At 68.0% G+C, this 15630-nt stretch carries 16 protein-coding genes and 2 pseudogenes; 11 read left to right on the plus strand and 7 right to left on the minus strand.

What is annotated here, in order from left to right; genetic code table 11:
- Positions 1-8: 8 nt before the first annotated feature.
- Positions 9-824, minus strand: coding sequence for a helix-turn-helix domain-containing protein (locus tag AC3A6G_RS00965; protein ID WP_487861648.1), 816 nt, complete (start codon positions 822-824; stop codon positions 9-11).
- Between the two features lie 90 nt (positions 825-914).
- On the opposite strand from AC3A6G_RS00965, the gene AC3A6G_RS00970 reads away from it, so the two are divergent.
- Together AC3A6G_RS00970 and AC3A6G_RS00975 are read left to right on the plus strand one after the other, a co-directional pair.
- Complete coding sequence (locus tag AC3A6G_RS00970; protein WP_487861649.1) at positions 915-1415, plus strand: DUF3237 domain-containing protein; 501 nt, start codon at positions 915-917, stop codon at positions 1413-1415.
- A 55-nt stretch (positions 1416-1470) separates the two neighbouring features.
- Complete coding sequence (locus tag AC3A6G_RS00975) at positions 1471-2478, plus strand: Bug family tripartite tricarboxylate transporter substrate binding protein (protein WP_487861650.1); 1008 nt, start codon at positions 1471-1473, stop codon at positions 2476-2478.
- A gap of 5 nt (positions 2479-2483) precedes the next feature.
- Here AC3A6G_RS00975 and AC3A6G_RS00980 read toward each other — a convergent pair whose 3' ends face one another.
- Positions 2484-2633, minus strand: coding sequence for a hypothetical protein (locus AC3A6G_RS00980; protein WP_487861651.1), 150 nt, complete (start codon positions 2631-2633; stop codon positions 2484-2486).
- Positions 2634-2637: 4 nt separating this feature from the next.
- Here AC3A6G_RS00980 and AC3A6G_RS00985 point away from each other — a divergent pair.
- Positions 2638-2886, plus strand: a pseudogene (locus tag AC3A6G_RS00985) (LysR substrate-binding domain-containing protein); the annotation flags it as partial.
- 19 nt (positions 2887-2905) lie between these two features.
- Here AC3A6G_RS00985 and AC3A6G_RS00990 read toward each other — a convergent pair.
- The gene (locus AC3A6G_RS00990; RefSeq protein WP_487861652.1) at positions 2906-3289 is read right to left on the minus strand and encodes a hypothetical protein; all 384 of its coding nucleotides are present in this window, start codon (positions 3287-3289) and stop codon (positions 2906-2908) included.
- Positions 3290-3428: 139 nt separating this feature from the next.
- On the opposite strand from AC3A6G_RS00990, the gene AC3A6G_RS00995 reads away from it, so the two are divergent.
- From AC3A6G_RS00995 to AC3A6G_RS01030, 8 genes and pseudogenes are all read left to right on the plus strand, one after another.
- Positions 3429-3926: an arsenate reductase ArsC gene (locus AC3A6G_RS00995; RefSeq protein WP_487861653.1), complete on the plus strand. Its 498-nt coding sequence runs from the start codon at positions 3429-3431 to the stop codon at positions 3924-3926.
- Positions 3927-4051: 125 nt separating this feature from the next.
- Complete coding sequence (locus AC3A6G_RS01000; RefSeq protein ID WP_487861654.1) at positions 4052-4912, plus strand: alpha/beta fold hydrolase; 861 nt, start codon at positions 4052-4054, stop codon at positions 4910-4912.
- A gap of 295 nt (positions 4913-5207) precedes the next feature.
- Positions 5208-5312 (plus strand): annotated as a pseudogene (locus AC3A6G_RS01005) (type VI secretion system tube protein Hcp); the annotation flags it as partial.
- A gap of 35 nt (positions 5313-5347) precedes the next feature.
- The gene (locus AC3A6G_RS01010; protein ID WP_487872824.1) at positions 5348-7657 is read left to right on the plus strand and encodes a type VI secretion system Vgr family protein; all 2310 of its coding nucleotides are present in this window, start codon (positions 5348-5350) and stop codon (positions 7655-7657) included.
- On the plus strand, positions 7654-8793 hold the full coding sequence (locus AC3A6G_RS01015) for a DUF2169 family type VI secretion system accessory protein (RefSeq protein ID WP_487872825.1): 1140 nt from the start codon (positions 7654-7656) through the stop codon (positions 8791-8793). The genes AC3A6G_RS01010 and AC3A6G_RS01015 overlap by 4 nt, the downstream gene beginning before the upstream one ends.
- Positions 8790-9137: a PAAR-like domain-containing protein gene (locus AC3A6G_RS01020; protein ID WP_487857840.1), complete on the plus strand. Its 348-nt coding sequence runs from the start codon at positions 8790-8792 to the stop codon at positions 9135-9137. Before AC3A6G_RS01015 ends, AC3A6G_RS01020 begins: the two co-directional genes overlap by 4 nt.
- Positions 9138-9213: 76 nt before the next feature.
- Positions 9214-10398 (plus strand): hypothetical protein, encoded by a 1185-nt coding sequence (locus tag AC3A6G_RS01025; RefSeq protein WP_487857841.1) that lies wholly within the window; start codon positions 9214-9216, stop codon positions 10396-10398.
- On the plus strand, positions 10395-10601 hold the full coding sequence (locus AC3A6G_RS01030; protein WP_487872826.1) for a hypothetical protein: 207 nt from the start codon (positions 10395-10397) through the stop codon (positions 10599-10601). The genes AC3A6G_RS01025 and AC3A6G_RS01030 overlap by 4 nt, the downstream gene beginning before the upstream one ends.
- Positions 10602-10608: 7 nt before the next feature.
- Here AC3A6G_RS01030 and AC3A6G_RS01035 read toward each other — a convergent pair whose 3' ends face one another.
- The 4 genes from AC3A6G_RS01035 to AC3A6G_RS01050 form a co-directional block, all read right to left on the minus strand.
- Positions 10609-11295 (minus strand): DsbA family oxidoreductase, encoded by a 687-nt coding sequence (locus AC3A6G_RS01035; protein ID WP_487872827.1) that lies wholly within the window; start codon positions 11293-11295, stop codon positions 10609-10611.
- A gap of 46 nt (positions 11296-11341) precedes the next feature.
- Positions 11342-12751 (minus strand): MFS transporter, encoded by a 1410-nt coding sequence (locus AC3A6G_RS01040; protein WP_487857844.1) that lies wholly within the window; start codon positions 12749-12751, stop codon positions 11342-11344.
- A gap of 38 nt (positions 12752-12789) precedes the next feature.
- Positions 12790-14688, minus strand: a complete 1899-nt coding sequence (locus tag AC3A6G_RS01045; protein ID WP_487857845.1) for a bifunctional sugar phosphate isomerase/epimerase/4-hydroxyphenylpyruvate dioxygenase family protein — start codon at positions 14686-14688, stop codon at positions 12790-12792.
- Between the two features lie 140 nt (positions 14689-14828).
- Entirely contained in the window at positions 14829-15593 is a 765-nt protein-coding gene (locus AC3A6G_RS01050) for an alpha/beta fold hydrolase (RefSeq protein ID WP_487863911.1), read from the minus strand.
- Positions 15594-15630 lie beyond the last annotated feature (37 nt).

Consider the following 15630-nt stretch of genomic DNA (forward strand, 5'->3'; position numbering starts at 1 on the left):
CCATGTCGTCAAGCCCTGCCTTGCTGCACCCCACGCTCCGGCAACATCAGCGCAAACAGCTCGTTGCGAAAGTGAATCCCGAGCCGGCTAAAAGCCCGGTTGCGATAGGTCTTGACCGTCGGCAGCGCGAGGCCCATGTCCGATGCAATGCCCTCCTGCGTCATGCCGCGCAGCAGCCGCAGGCAGACGTTGAGTTCCTGTGGTGTCAAGGCCGGGCAGCGGGCATGCAGCCGTGCGCGGAGTTCGTGCGCCGTGTCGGCGCGTGCCAGCGCGATGTGCTTGCGCGTGAGCGCCATCAAGAGGCGCCCGGCGGCGCCGAAGTCGGCGAGTTGCGCATCGCTGAGCGGGCGCTGATGGGTGTGCCGATAGAAATTGACCGCGAACAGCGCGCCGGCGTCGTCGCCCTCGTCGTATGCCGCGGGATCCTCTTCGACCACCGACACGCGCTCCACCACGCCGTGCGCCTCGTAGATCTTCGCGCGATGCTCCGGCGGCACCTCGGGTGCCGTGATGTGGCACACGCGCAGCGGCTGCGGCACGCTCGCCTCGCGCAAGGTGCGGTCGCTGCGGATGGGTCCCGAAAGGTAGGCGCGCCAGCAGTCGCGGGTGGTGTCGGGCACGCCCCGGCTGCCGCTCAGGAAGATGGCCGGCCGCGACCCCGTGCGGTAGACCGAGAACGAGCCCACCGGCAGCGCCGGCGCCATGGCCTCGAGAAGGCAGGCGCCGAACCCGGGCTCGCCGAGCGCAGGCACCACCATGGGCAGGCACTGCACCAGTGACGCGGCGACAGGCTCGGCGGGCAGATCGGGAATCCAGGTGCGCATGGGGGCAAGACGGGCAATACGGGCAATACGGGCAATCCCGTCATCTTCCAGGATGACAGCGCCGGCTCGCCACCGGGCTTACGCTAGGGCATGACTTCCACCATCGAACAACCCCAACCGCCGAACGATCCGCTGGCCGCACCGCGCCTGGCCTGGTTTGCCGATGTCTCGGTCGACGTCGGCGCGCCGCTGGTGCTCGGCGAAGGCGCCGAGGGGCTGCGCCGGGTGGTGCCGATATTGGGTGGCCATGCCAAGGGCGACGGCTGGACCGCGCGCGTGTTGCCGGGGGGTGCCGATTTCCAGCGCATCGCGAGCGACACCGTCTCGGAGCTCGACGCGCGCTACGGCCTCGAGACCGATGCCGGCGACCGCATCTACGTGCGCAACCGCGCCTTGCGCACGGCCCCTGCCGAGGTGATGGCGAAGCTGCTGCGCGGCGAGCCGGTCGATCCCGCGCAGGTCTACTTCCGCTGCACGCCCTCGTTCGAGACGCGCAGCCAGTCGCTGCAGTGGATCACCGAGCGCCTGTTCGTCGGCGTCGGCATGCGCCACCCGGCACAGGTCGTGATGCGCTTCTTCGCGCTGCAGTGACCGGCCACGCCGGCCTTTGACCCGATTCCCATACCGATACCGACAGGAGACCTGAATGATCACCGCCCTCCCCGCGGGCGTGCGCCGCCGCGCGCTCGCCATCGCCGTCCTCACCACCCTCTTCGGGGCACCGCAGGCCTTCGCCCAGGCGGCTGCCTCGGCCTATCCGCAGCGGCCCGTGCGCCTCGTCGTGGGGTTTCCGGCCGGCAGCGGTCCGGACATCGTGGCGCGCCTGCTGGCCCAGAAACTGTCCGAAGGCTGGAGCAACGTCGGCGTCATCGTCGACAACAAGCCGGGCGCCGGCGGGCTGATCGCCGCCTCCGAAGTGGCGCGCGCGCAGCCCGACGGCTACACCCTCATGCTCGGCGAGACCGGCCAGCTGGCCATTGCACCCAGCAGCTACAGCAAGCTCGCCTACGACCCGAAGAAGGACTTCGTGCCCGTGAGCCAGGTGGTCACCTCCAACTTCATGCTGGTGGTCAACCCCGCCAAGGTGCCGGCGCGCGACGTGAAGCAGTTCGTCGAATGGAGCCGCGCACAGAAGGGGCTGTTCATGGGCACCTTCGGCGCCGGCACGCCGGGCCATTTCGGCGCCTTCCTCTTCGGCGATGCCATCGGCCTCAAGCCGGAGCCGGTGCACTACAAGACCACGGGCGATGCGCTGGGCGGCCTGTTCAGCGGCGACGTGTCGGGCGCCTTCGCGAGCGTGGGCCTGTCGGCGGCCAACGTGAAGGGAGGCAAGCTGGTGGCGCTCGCCTCGAGCGGCGAAGCGCGCAGCCCCGCGCTGCCCGACGTTCCGACCTTCCGCGAGCAGGGCTACCCGCAGCTCGCCTTCAACTCCTGGTTCGGCATCGTCGTCCCGGCCAAAACACCGCCCGAGATCGTCGCGCGGCTCGAGACCGACATCCGCCGCGCCGTCCAGTCGGCCGAAGGCAAGGCGAAGCTGGAAGATGCGGGCTTCGCCGTCACGGGTACCACGTCGCAGGAGTTCAGCCGCGTGATCGCAGCCGACACAGTGCGCTGGGGCAAGGCGGTTGCTGCGACGGGGTTCAAGGCGGATTGAGCCGGTCAGACCGGTGTCGAAATCTCCGAAACAAAATTCCGGTACGAGCGCAGTGGTCGCGCCAGCAGCTCCGTCAGGCGCTCCACGTCGCCCGCACCCGGGGTCATGCCTTCCGTCATGAAGTGTTCGCTCATGAGGCGCATGTCGTAAGCCATCCAGCTCGTCCTGGTGCGCGAGGCGGTCCGGGGCGGCGTCGGCGCCGCGTACCTGCCCGTGTCGCTCGTGACTCAGGACCTCGCCGCAGGGCGGCTGGTGCGCTGGGGCGAGATCGAGGGGCCGGAGATCGCGCTGTGGGCGCTGTATCCGTCGCGCAGGCTGCTGAGCAACCGCGTCTCGACTTTTCTCGAATTTCTGAAGGAAGCCTTTCCCACAGGATCGCCTGAGGAACCGGCGTCATTCATGGATTGAAGATGCGGTCTCATACTCCTCAGTCCGCGGCGAGGCGCTTGTACGCCGCCTGGAGCCAGCCGAGATTCGAAAACTCCGCGGTCACCGTATCGCGGCGGAACGAACTGCTGTCGAAGCGCGAATAGCCGTTCATCGGGTTGTCGATGGCCGGGCTCACCGGCACGACATAGGTGCGGACCTTACCGTCGAAGCTGTACCGCTCGCTGTTGCGCGGCAGGGGTTTGATCACCGAGTCCTCTGCCAAGGTGTTGGCCAGATGCAGCCTGATGCTTTCCGTGCTGAGGCTGTACGCCTCGTTGGCCGGCTGGCTGGCGAGCTCGTCGGCGCTCGCCGAAGCTGCGGCGAACAGCGAACCGACGCAGAGGGCGAGTGCCGTGGGACCGAATTGGAAATTCAAACTCATCGAGAACTCCTTCGCCTGGACGGCACTGCGGGAGCCGAGGTTGTAGCGCAACGCGCCGTCATACACACGTCACACTGCCGCGCGCCAATGTTTCGGGTCGTCACAACACTGGCCGCCACCGCGCGATCATCATTTCGCCATGACCACCAGCCACCCGATCCACGTCCTCTTTCTGTGCAACAGCAACACCGCGCGCAGCCTGATCGCCGAGTCGCTGCTCAAGCAACTGGGCCGCGAGCGCTTTGCGGCTTACTCCGCCGGCAGCGCGCCGACGCCGGGCGGGCAACCCGACCCGCGCACGATCGAGGTGCTGGGTGGCGCGGGGCTTCCCACCGACGGGCTGCGCAGCAAGAGTTGGGACGAGTTCGGCGGCGCCTCCGCGCCGCGCATGGACCTCATCGTCACGCTGTGCGACGAAGCTGCGGGAGAGACCTGCCCGGTCTGGCCGGGCCATCCCGCATCGGCGCATTGGTCGCACCCCGATCCGTGTGCCAAGGACGCCGGCGAGGGCCTCGGGGCTTTTTCGCTCGCGATGCATGCGATCCGCCGCCACGTGGAATTGCTGGTCAACCTGCCCGACGAGCGCATCGATCGCCTGGTGATCGAAGGCGAGGCGCGAAGCATCGGCGCGTCCTGACGTGCGTCCAGTGTCAGCCATCTCCGGCAACGCGCGGGAGCGAGCGGCTGACACCGCCCGCATCGACGCAAGCCAGGATCCCTGAATGAGCGAGCGAGTCCTGCTCGCGCATGGTGGACAACGGCATGAGAACCCAACGACTTCGTCTGTCCGGCGGCACCGCGCTGTCTTTCACGACCGCCGGCGAGCCTTCCAGCCCCGCGCTGCTGCTGCTGCACGGGACGCCGAACTCGGCCCGCCTGTTCCGACCGATCATGCCCGCGCTGTCGCAGGCTGCATTCGTGATCGCGCCGGACCTGCCCGGCCACGGCGCGTCCGATCCGCTGCCGGCGGTGTCGTTCGAGGCCATTGGCCACGCGATCTCCGAACTGCTGGAATCGTTGGAGATCGGGCCGCGGTTCATCTACCTGCACGACTGGGGAGCGCCCGTGGGCCTGCAGATCGCGATGCAGGCGCCCGAGAAAGTGTTGGGCCTCATCGTCCAGAACGCCAACGCGCATCGAACCGGCTGGGGACCGGGATGGGCCGCGACGCAGGCCTACTGGTCGCAGCCGAATGCAGAGAACGAGGCCGCGGCGACGGCGCATCTCACCCTTGCGGGCACGCGCGACACCTACATCTCCGGCGTGCCTGCGGACATAGCCGGACGGATTCCTGCCGAACACTGGGAAGAGGATTGGCGCGTGATGAACCTGCCGGGCCACATGGAAACCCAGCGCGCGCTCATCGCCGACTATGCGAACCATGCCGCCCGCTTCGACGAGATTGCCAGGTACCTCGAACACTGGCAGCCGCCCGCCCTGCTGGTCTGGGGAAGGCACGATGTCTATTTCGATCTGGCCGAAGTCCTTTCCTGGATGCGTGCGCTGCCACGGATGGAAGCGCATGTTCTGGACGCCGGCCACCTGCTCCTAGAGACCCATGAAGAAGTCGCCGTCTCGTTGATGCGCGAATTCATCGCACGCGCCGCTTGCGCCCGTGGGTAAGCTTCAGGCGAATACCAATTTCTTATGGAAATAAATCACCAATCCAAAGAAAAGATCAAACAGTCGCAACAAAGCTGCACGTTGGAAATCATTCTTTACTAAAGTAATGCATTCCCAATCACGACATTGATCGAATCATTTGTTATTAATTTGCACTGCATTAATGCTTTCGAATTGATGACTTCGGACGCTGGCGAGCCTCTGGCATGTCGATGGATTTCAGCGCTCGCGTCCGGCCGGAACGGCTGATTTCGCCCAACGCGTAGCGGGCCACCAACCTCTGGAGATAACAACCATGACAGTAGACATGTTCATGCGCGTGGAGGGCGCGAACGGCGAATCCAAGGACACGAACCACAAGGAGTGGACGGATATCAAGTCGTTCGCCTGGGGCACCGCCTGGAACATCAAGGAAAACCGCGAAGGCTGATCCCGATGCTCCCCGGCGCTGCGCTTGCGCGCGTGCTGAGCGTCTCGTCGCCGGCCATGCCCGCGCTGGGCGGCGAGCCGGCGCTCGAGCCCGTCGCGATCGAGGGCGACGAGGGGCTGAGCACGCTGTTTCGCTACACCCTCACCCTGGCCACCCCCGAGCAGCCCGGCTACAACGAGCGCCAGGCCGCCAACGTCGCCATCAAGCAGCTCGTGGGCGAGCCGCTCACCGCGCACATCGTGCTCGACGGGCGCCCGGGCAGCGGCCCGGCCCAGCGCCACCTCTCGGGCCTCGTCACGCGCGTGCGCTTCCTGCGCCTGGAGAACCGGCGCGCGCTGTACGAGGCCGTGATCGAGCCCTGGCTCACGCTGGCCACGCGCACCAGCGACTACCGCATCTTCCAGAACCAGAACGTGCTGGACATCGTGCGCGAGGTGCTCGGCAAGTACGGGTTGGCGTTCGATGTGCGCGCCACGCGCAGCTACCCGCCGCGCGAGTTCCAGGTGCAGTACGGCGAGACCGACCACGACTTCGTAGCGCGCCTGCTGCACGAGTGGGGCCTGTACTACTACTTCGAGCATGCGCAAGACAGCCACCGGCTGGTGATCGTCGACGACATGGCCTCGCACCAGCCCTTCGCGCATGCGGGCTACCAGCGCATTCCGTTCCACGCGGCGGAAGCCACCGTGCGCGAGGAGCACTGCGACCGCTTCAATGCCTGCGAAGAGCTGCAGAGCGGCCGCTGGGTGACCGACGACTTCGACTTCCAGCGCCCGCGCGCCGAGCTGCAGCAGGTCAGCGCGATGCCGCGCAAGACGGCGCAGGCCAGTTGGGAGCGCTATGGCTGGCCTGGCGACTACGTGGTGGAGTCCGAAGGCGAGCAGTTGGTGCGCACGCGCATGGAAGAGACCGGCAGCCAGGGCGAGCGCGCGAGCGGCGCGGGCAACCTGCGTGCGGTGGTGCCCGGCTGCCTGGTCGCGCTGGAGCGCCATCCGCACAACGAGTCGAACCGCCAGTACCTGGTGACCGCAGCGCACCTGCGGCTGCAGGACGTGGGCGACGCGAGCGCGCAGCAGCCGTTCGAGTGCCGGGTCGATTTCGAGGTGATCCCCGCGAGCAAGGTGTTCCGCGCGACAGCGCCGCCGGTGCCCAGGCCGCGCACCACGGGGCCGCAGACGGCGATCGTCACGGGACCGGCGGGCCGCGAGATCTGGACCGACGAGTACGGCCGCGTGAAGCTGAGCTTCCACTGGAACCGCTACTGCACGAAGGACGAGAACAGTTCGTGCTGGGTGCGCGTGTCCTCGCCATGGGCCGGCACCCAGTTCGGCGGCATCCAGGTGCCGCGCATCGGCCAGGAGGTGATCGTCGACTTCGAGAACGGCGACCCCGACCGGCCGATCGTGACGGGGCGGGTCTACAACGCCGACAACATGCCGCCCTGGAAGCTGCCGGACAACGCCACGCAGAGCGGCATGCTCACGCGCAGTTCCGAAGGCGGCAGCGGCGAGAACGCCAACGCGCTGCGCTTCGAGGACAGGAAGGGCCAGGAGCAGGTGTGGCTGCATGCCGAGCGCAACCAGGACATCGAGGTCGAGCGCGACGAGACCCACTGGGTGGGGAACGACCGCAGCAAGAAGGTCGACCGCAATCAGATCTCGACGATCGGCATGGCCTACATGCACAACGTGGGCCTCGCCAAGATGGTGAACATCGGCCTCGCCTATTCGTTCAACGTGGGCATGCTGCGCAATGCCGTGGTCGGCATGACCGACAACACCCTGGTCGGCAAGACGAAGACAACGAAGGTCGGCGAGCAATACACGCTATCGGTCGGCGGCGACAAGGGCAGCCATATCCAGATGGACGGAACCTCGATTTCGCTTCGCGTGGGCGCATCGGTGGTTCAGTTGAAGGCGGACGGGTCGATCGCGGTGACGGGCAAGAAGATCAACATCACCGCGCAGGGCGACGACGTGACGCTGAACGGAGAGCACATCTGGCTCAATCCGACGGGCGGCCAGGCGGCGTTGCAGCCCACGGCGGTGCCGCGCGCGCCGGCGCCCGAGCCGCCCGGCAGTCCGATGGCGAGCCTGGGTGCGTTGATGGGTGGGAATCCCGGCTCGCTGCTGGGCCAGGCCTCGCAGCTGGCCTCGATCGCCAAGCAGGTCGCCGGCGCCGCCGACGGTGGCGCCGGACTCGCGGCGCAGGTGTTGGGCGTGGCGTCCGCCGCTGCGGCCTCGGACGTGTTGGGCCGCGCTGCCGCTACGGACGGCGGCATCGATCCCGTCGGCGCAAAGGCGATGCGCCAGTGACTGCGCCAACCGTTCCGTCGCCGCGATTGCAGCAGGTGCGCAATCTCACGCCCTTCGGACACCTCCAGTACGACAAGATGGGGCCCGGCAGGCGCTTCAGCGACGTGGTGATCGTCTGCGCGAGCTTCGTGCTGGCCCCCGGGCGACTGCAAGCTTCGCCGGTTCATCGCGGCCCGGTCTTTGCCGACGTGGCGTGGGACGTAGCCCACCCTGCCCTTTCGAGCCTGCGCGCCGCGACCGATCTCGTGCTGGTGAAGCCCGAAGCCGATGTATTCATCACGGGCAGCGCCAGGGCGCGCAACTGGACACCGCAGCGCGAATGGCGCGCGACCCTCGAGGTCTTGCGAGGCGACATCCGGTTGCTGCAGAAATCGCTGCGCCTGACCGGGCCTCGCGGGTGGCACTGGCATGACGATCCGACGCAGTGCACGCCCACCGATCCCGAGCCCACGCTCGAAGTGCCGCTGCGCTGGGAACTCGCTTTCGGGGGATGCTGGCACGATGAAGGCGATGCGCCGGGTTCGCCGCCACGCATGAACGCCGCCAATCCCTCGGGCCTCGGCTGCTTCGGCACGGCCGGCCGCGACGCGCGTTCGCCCGCACCGCGGATCGAGGCCGCCGAGGCGCCAGTCATGCATGCCAACCAGGAGGGCCTCGCTCCCGCGGGGTTCGGTCCGGTCGCGCGCCACTGGGCGCCGCGGGTACAGCTTGCCGGCACCTACGACGAAGCATGGCTGCAGCGCAATGCGCAAGCGCCGTTCATGGACTACGCCGACGACTTCGATCCGCGCTTCTTCCAGTACGCACCGGCTGACCAGCGAATTGCCGGGGGGCTCGCAGGCGATGAGCGGCTGCGCCTGGCCGGCTTCTTCGCGTCGGCCGATGCGATCGAGACGGCATTGCCCGCCTGGCGTATCGGTGCACGCTGGCGCAGCGGCGACGGGTCGCAAGGCAGCGAAGCCATGACGCTCGATACCGTGCACGTCGACCTAGACGACATGCTGGTCCACCTGACCTGGCGCCTCAGCCTCGACCAGGCCCGCGAGATCGACGCCGTCGACCTGCATCTCGAGGCGATCGACAACGCGGACAGCGGCCACGTCAATCCGGTTCACGACAGAAGGACGCACGCATGAGCTCGGAGCGGCATATCGCGGATGCCGAGACCCGCTTCATGGTGGTCAACGTGACGCCCGACTTCTGCGTGGTCGGCGATCGGGTCGTTCCGTTCGACATCGTCTCCATCCTGCCGCCCGAGAAGGCGGCGTACGCGGGAACCGTGTTCGCGCGCGGCGAGAAGGTGTTGATGATCGAGAGCGTGATCCGGGGCGTGGCAGGCAATGCCGGCAGCGGCGTGCGCTCGGGCGTGTCCCTCGGGTCGGGCAACGTCAAGGTCGTCTCCGGGTCCCAGACCGTGTTTGTCGAAAGCCGCGCCGTCGCGCGCCACGGCGATCTTTGCGAGATGAACGGAGCGGCCTGATGAGCGCCGCGCCGGGCCGCCCCAAGCAAGCTCGCTCCCGCTTGGCGGGAAGGCGCGCAGCGCCAAGGGTGCACCAGTGAGCGCCGCGCCCGACAGCCGGGACACGCTGGCCCAGGCGGTGCAGACAACGCCGTTCAACGGCAACGGGACCATCGGCCGACTGCTGACCGTCCAGGTGCCGAGCGGCCCGATGCTGCGCCGCCGCCCCGGCATCTGCAGCGAGCGCTACGAGCGGGCCCAGGCCGAATTCGACAGCCAGCCGTTCTATGTGCGCTGGACGTCGGGCCTCGACCGCCCCGCCGGGGTGGAACCCACCGATGCGCTGATGTACGCCCGGCAGTTCAAGGAAGAATGCGAGCGGTGGCCCGACGAGATCCCGCAATCGGTGATCGACGACAAGCGCCAGCAGCTCAGCGACCATCTGACCGGCCAGTCGCCGCTGCCGCCCGAGCAATCGCTGAAGCTGCGGCGCGATCTCGACTTTCTCGACGACGTCTACAACCCCGGGCCTCGCGTCTCGGGCAGCCTCTCGAATGCCGAGCAGGCCTGGCTGGACGAACGCAACCTGCGTTTCGGCAACACGATGGCCATCAGCTTCCTCGGACCGGTGTTCGGCGGCCCCGGCGCCGCGACGCGCGTGCTCGGAGGCACCGAACAGCAGGTGGCCGCGGCCAATCAATTCGGTGCCGGGCTGCTCGACGCCGCGACGATCCGTACCGGGTTCGGAGGGCGGCGCCCGACCCAGCCCATCGCGCGCCCGGGCGAGACGGCGCGCGGCGCACCGCTCGAGCCGGTGAGCAGGCCAACGGAACAGGGACACACTCGCCCATCCCCGCGTGTCGAGGTGGGCCGCGACGGTACCGTGGTCGTGCGGCCCTTGCCGCCCGGCATGAAGGCCACCGACAACAAGTCGATCCGCGAGTGGTACAACAAGCACACCTCGCCCGAAAGGATGAAGGCGCTCGATGAACAATGGAAGGCGGAAGGCAAGAGTCCCCAGGAACGCGCCGAACTGGCCTTCAACGAACGGCACGACGCGCGGATGACTGCCCGCTCCTACATGCAGGACCCGGTCGAAGTCGAGGGGCTGCGCCAGCGAGACCTGCAGAAGTACGGCTCACCGGACGGGCCGACCTTTCAGCAGGAAGTACAGAAGTACCAGGCGCGTGGCCTGCAAGGCGACGACATCTACCAATCGATCATCGATGGCGCGTCCAGGACCAGCGCGGAATACAACAGCAAGTTCGGAATCACGAAATGAGTTCACCCCATCTTGAAACGCCGATGTCGTGGTCGAAGACCGGCGATGCGGAATTTCCCTACGAGGCGACCGACGCGGACGGACAGAAGCTCGTCGTCCGGATGAACGATTTTCCCGAGGAGCCGATGTACACGCTGTTGTGCGGCGGGGTTCCGCTCGAGAGCTTCGACGACTGGCCGGCGGCCTGGCGCATCGAAGCCTGAGATCCCGTCACGCCGCAGCCACCGCATTCGGCGCCGCGCCCGCAATCTGCCGCAACGCCCGTTCGAACACCTCGACCGGCTGCCCGCCCGAGATCAGGTGATGGTCGTTGATGATGATCGCGGGCACCGAGTGGATGCCCGCATCGGTGTACATGCGCTCGCGATCGCGGGTCTCGCGCGCGAATTCGTCGCCCGCGAGGATCTCGCGCGCCCGCGCCGGGTCGAGCCCCGCGTCTCCGGCTGCGCGCACCAGCACCTCGTGGTCCGACGTGTTCTCGCGGTCGGTGAAGAAGGCCTTCAGCAGCCGTTTCTTGAGCGCGAGCTGCCGGGCCGCGTCCTCGAGCCCCGCCCAATGCAGCAGGCGGTGCGCGTCGAAGGTGTTGTAGACGCGGGGGCGGCCCTCAGGGTGGAACGCGAAGCCCACCTCAGCGCCGCGCGCACGGATGGCCTCGCGCGTCTGGGCCTGCTGCTCGCGCGTGGCGCCGTATTTCTCGTTCAGGTGCTCGAAGGTGTCCTGCCCCTCGGGCGGCATCTGCGGATTGAGCTCGAAGGGCTGAAAGTGCAGCTCGGCCGTGACGTCCGGCGCCACGCGGCCGAGCGCGGCCTCGAGCGCGCCGAGGCCCACCGCGCACCAGGGGCAGGCCACGTCGGAGACGAAGTCGATCTTGAGATGGGAGGGGGAGGAAGAAGTCATGCCGGCATTCTTCCCCACGCCGGCGTCCTTGGTGCAGACAGGGACTTCAGGCCACGGCCCGCGCCAGGCGCGAATCGGCCAGCGTCTGCTCGCGCAGCCGGTCGTACTCGGCCTTGTCGACCGGCACCGCATCGGGCTTGCCGAGGTCGTTCATCTGCACGCGGTAGGTCTCGCGTGCGCTCATCGCGGCCAGCGCGGCGAGCACGGTGATCGCGAAGGTGATGGCGCCCACGGTGAGCCAGATGTTGGCCGCGCCGGGCGGCGCCACGGTCGCGAACAGCGCCGGCAGCAAGGCGGTGAAGGTGGTGCCCAGGTTCTGCGAGATCGCCATCGCCGACACGCGGCTGCGCGTACGGAACAGCTCCGGATAGAAGCTCGGGAAGGTGGCGTTGTAGCCCTGGTAGACCACGCCCCACATCAGCAGCGACATGCACACGGCGAGCGGCACGTTCCTGATGCTGATGGCGTACAGGTATGCGAACGAGAGCAGGCCCGAGGCGAGCGCGCCGAAGATGATCGGCGGCTTGCGGCCGATGCGGTCGGACAGGTTGCCCACGAACGGAATGACCACCACGGCGACGATGTTGCCGAGCACCGGAATCCACAGGTACACGTCCTTCTCGAAGCCGATGCCGTAGGCGGCCTGCACCGCGTAGGCGCCGCCGAACACGGTCGCCACCACCGGAATCACGTTCATCAGCGCCATGCAGATCACGCGCAGCATGTCGCGCCAGCTGTCGGTGATGGCCTGCACGATCGGCGCCTTGGGCACTTCGCCCTTCTTGTCGACCTCGGCGAAGGCCGGTGTCTCGTCGACCTCGCGGCGGATGATGTAGCCCGCGACGATGACCAGGAAGCTCAGCAGGAACGGAATCCGCCAGCCCCACGAGTTGAAGGCTTCCTCGGGCATGTAGTGCGCGAGCGGCAGGAACACGGCGGCGGCCATGATCTGGCCAGCCTGCACGCCCTGCAGCGTGAAGCTCGCGAAGAAGCCGCGCCGGCCGAACGGCGCATGCTCCAGGATCATCGAGCTGGCGCCCGAGATCTCGCCGGCCACGGCAAAGCCCTGGATGAGGCGCATGAGCACCAGCAGTGCCGGTGCGAGCAGGCCAACCTGGTCGTAGGTCGGCAGCAGGCCCACGGCGACGGTCGAGAAACCCATCAGGAACATGCATAGCACCAGCACCTGCTTGCGCCCGTGGGTGTCGCCCCAGTGGCCGAGCACGAAGGCGCCGATGGGCCGGGCGATGTAGCCGACGCCATAGGTCGCGAGCGACGCGATGATCGCGGTCTTGGGGTCGCCCTTGGGGAAGAAGATCTGCGGAAAGATCAGCGCCGCCGCGGTGGCGTAGATGAAGAAGTCGTAGTACTCCAGCGCCGAGCCAATCCAGCCGCTGGCGGCGGCCTTCTTCGACTGGTGCCGGCCTTTGGGTTCATGGGCCATCGGATTTGCCATGCTGTTTGTCTCCGGTTGAACAATGGGAAAAGTTGCTGTCAGTCCTGCGCCTGCGAGGCCATGCGCGCGGGCGCATTGAGCGCGCCATAGGCGTCGTAGCCCGCGGTGCGCTGTGCAAGCTCGAAGAAGAGCCCGCCTTCGAGGCCTTCGGTGTAGATGTGCAGGTAGTCGCCGGCCGGCGAGCGGTCGAACATCACGCCGGCGGCACGCATGCGCGCGAGCAGCGCGGGGTCCAGCTCGACGCGCGTCGCCAGGTCGTCGTAGTAGTTGTCCGAGATCGGCACGAAGCGCGTGCCGATCTCGCGCAGCCGCGCCACGCTCTCGAAGATGTCGGTGCAGGCCAGCGCGATGTGGTGCACCGCACCGCCGCCGGTCACGCTCAGCGTGCGCGCGGTGCGGGTGCGCTGGCTCAGCGACACGTTGAGCACCAGCCGAACGCTGCGCTCGGCATTGGCCACGCCACGGCTGCGGATGAGCCCAAACGGGTCGGCGAGTTCGAGGCTCTCGCCAGGCGCCAGGCCCAGCACGGCGCGCGTGAACAGCACCCAGGTGTCGAGCTGGTCGAGCGCCAGGCCAAGCGCCGCATGGTCGATCCGAAGCAGGCCGGCACCGTGCACGTCGGCATTGGCATCGAGGACGAAATCGGCCTCGTAGAGCCCGTTGGCGCCGAGCGATTCGGCCACGAAGTGCAGCAGGTTGCCGCCTGGCGCAACGATCGCCGGCACGCGCAGTTCGCCCGGGCCCACGGGGCTGTCGTGGCGCTGCGAGCACATGGCGGTGGCACGCTCGACCGCCGCTTGCGGATCGGCACAGCGGATGCCGAGCGCGCACACCGAGGTGCCGTGCGCCTCGAAGCGGCTGCGCGCAAACGACGCCGGCTCGCCATTGACCAGCAGGTTGATCTCGCCCTGGCGGTACAGCGCCACGGCCTTCGAACGGTGGCGGCCGATGCGGCGAAAGCCGAGCTGCTCGAGCATCGCGCCGAGCGCGGGCGCGCCGTTCTCGTCGGTCGCGAACTCGATGAACGAGAAGCCCGACAGCGCGGGCGCCGGCGGCGGGCTGAAGAGCACCACGGCGGGCGCAACCGCCGGCGCGGCGGCCGTGGCAGGCGCGTCCGCGGCGAGCCGCCGCCGCGCTTCGCTCTCGAGGTAGAGCAGCGAGCGCATCGCGTCCACCGCGGTGCGGCGGTTCGGCGTCTCGCGGAACAGGTCGTTGAAGATCTCGAGCGACAGCGGCCCGGCATAGCCGGCGCGCAGCACCTGTTCGAAGAAGCCGATCACGTCGAGCTCGCCCTGCCCCGGAAACGCGCGGTGGTGGCGCGCCCACTGCAGCACGTCCATCGACAGCAGCGGCGCATCGGCCATCTGCAGAAAGAAGATCCGGTCGCCCGGGATGTCGGCGATGCCGTTGAAATCGTCCTTGAGCGACAGCGTATGGAAGCTGTCGAGGATCAGGCCCAGGTTCGGATGGCCGGCTTGCCGCACGATGTTCCAGGCCTGGCCATAGCGCGAGGTGAAACGGCCCCAGGCCAGCGCCTCGAAGCCCACCCGCAGCCCGCGGCGGGCGGCGCGTTCGGCCAGTTCATGCAACTGGGCCGCGGCCAGCGCAGGATCGTCGACGGCGAGCGGCGAGGTGTTGGAGCAGCACAGCATCAGCGGCGCGCCCATCGCCTGCATCAGGTCGAACTTGCGCTCGGCGCGTTCGAGGTTGCGCCGAAACTGGGCCTCGGGCATGGCCTCGAAGTCGCGGAACGGCTGGTACAGGTCGATCGACAGGCCGAGGTCCGCGGCGATGCGGCGCAATTCGGCGGCCGAGCCCCTGAAATTGACGAAGTCGCTCTCGAACAGCTCGATGCCGTCGAAGCCGGCGGCCGCAACGGCTTCGAGCTTCTGGCGAAGGGTGCCGCTGAGGGACACGGTGGCGATGGCGCGGTGCATGGGCCTGACTGTAGGAACCCCAGCCGCCGCCCACAATGCTTGGCGCACCAGAAATGTTCGATCATCGAACGCGAACGTTCATTCTTCGCGCGAAATAGGGGTTACACCTAGGAGCCACGCCCCGCCAGCAACCCGGTAGATCAGAGGCTGCGCCAGTAATCGATCAGCAACTGGCTGAACTCGACCGGGCGCTCGACCGCACTCAGGTGCGCCGCGTCGATGGTCGCGAGCCGCGCACCCGGGATCGCCGCCACCATGGCCTCCGACATCGCGAGCGGCGTGGCCTCGTCCTGCACGCCCGCGATCACCAGCGTGGGCACGGCGATGCGGCGGTTGCTCTCGCGGAAGTCGATCGCGGCCACGGCATTGCAGCTCTCGATGTAGCCCTGCGCGTCGGTGCGCACCAGTACGTCGTGGAGCGCCTGCGACGCGGCCTTGCCTTCGGCCGTGGTGACATAGCCCGGCGTGAGCCAGCGCGACACCGCGCCCTGCGCGATCGCCGCGACGCCCTTGGCGGCCACGGTTTCGACGCGCGCGCGCCACGGGCTCTGGTCTGCATAGTAGGCCGACGAGTTGGCGATCACCACACTGCGCAGCAGTTCGGGGTGCCGCACTGCGAGCGCCTGCGCGGCCATGCCGCCCATCGAGAGGCCGACGAAATGCACGGGCTCGCCGCCGGTCTCGCGCTGGATGAGCTCGGCGGCATCCTGCGCCAGGGTCTCGATGCCGAGCGCGCCCGGCACCACCTCGGAGCCGCCGTGGTTGCGGTGGTCGTAGCGGATCACGGTATGGCCGCGCGCGAGCTGCTCGGCCACGCCGTCCCACATGTGCAGGTCGCAGCCGAGCGCGTGGCTCAGCACGACGAAGGGGCCGCTGCCTTCTCGGCGCACGTTCAGACGGGTCATGGTGTTTCCTTCTCGATGAATGCTGTGGAGGGCGCGG

The organism is Variovorax sp. Soil_C_26 (genome assembly GCF_057657075.1).